2 protein-coding genes are annotated in these 614 nt (G+C 61.9%); both read left to right on the forward strand.

What is annotated here, in order from left to right; genetic code table 11:
• A partial coding sequence (tnpB, locus tag HOC_RS20715) for an IS66 family insertion sequence element accessory protein TnpB (protein WP_035542752.1) occupies positions 1-188 on the forward strand: 188 nt, incomplete at its 5' end.
• Positions 164-614, forward strand: a 451-nt coding sequence (locus HOC_RS20720) for a transposase (protein WP_199285895.1), incomplete at its 3' end; no start/stop codon positions are given. The genes tnpB and HOC_RS20720, both read left to right, overlap by 25 nt.

Genomic DNA, 614 nt, shown 5'->3' on the forward strand with positions numbered 1-614 from the left:
TGAAGATCATCTGGTGGGACGGCCAGGGCGCGTGCCTTTTTGCCAAGCGCCTTGAGCGTGGCCGGTTTGTGTGGCCAGCGGCGAAGGATGGCAAGGTACACCTCAGCCAGGCGCAGCTGTCGATGCTGCTTGAAGGGATCGACTGGCGGATCACGAAGCAGACATGGCGGCCGCTGACGACAGGGTGACGCGATTTTCGGGATTCACTGGCGAGGCGAAGCAGGGTAGATTCCTGCCTATGTCGGATGTGGCTGATCTTCCCGATGATGTCGAAGCGTTGAAGGCGATGCTGCGCGACGCGCATGTCGAGATCAACCGGCATCGTGTCGAGCTGCGTGGCCGGGACCTGCTGATCGAGAAGCTGAAGCTCCAGTTATCAGGGATGGCCCGTCATCGGTTCGGATCATCGGCCGAAGGCCTCCAGCAGCTCCAGCTGATGCTGGAAGACCTGGAGATCACCCGCAGCACAGAGGTTCCCGCTGGCGCGCCAGAGCCTGCCTCGAAGGACAAGCCGGTCCGCAAGCCGCTGCCGGATCATCTGCCAAGGATCGAACAGGTGCTTGAGACAGGCGAAGCGTGTGAGGATTGCGGTGGCAAGCTGAAGCGCGTTGGCG

Origin of the sequence: Hyphomonas oceanitis SCH89 (assembly GCF_000685295.1) — a bacterium.
GTDB classification, from domain to species: Bacteria; Pseudomonadota; Alphaproteobacteria; order Caulobacterales; family Hyphomonadaceae; genus Hyphomonas; species Hyphomonas oceanitis.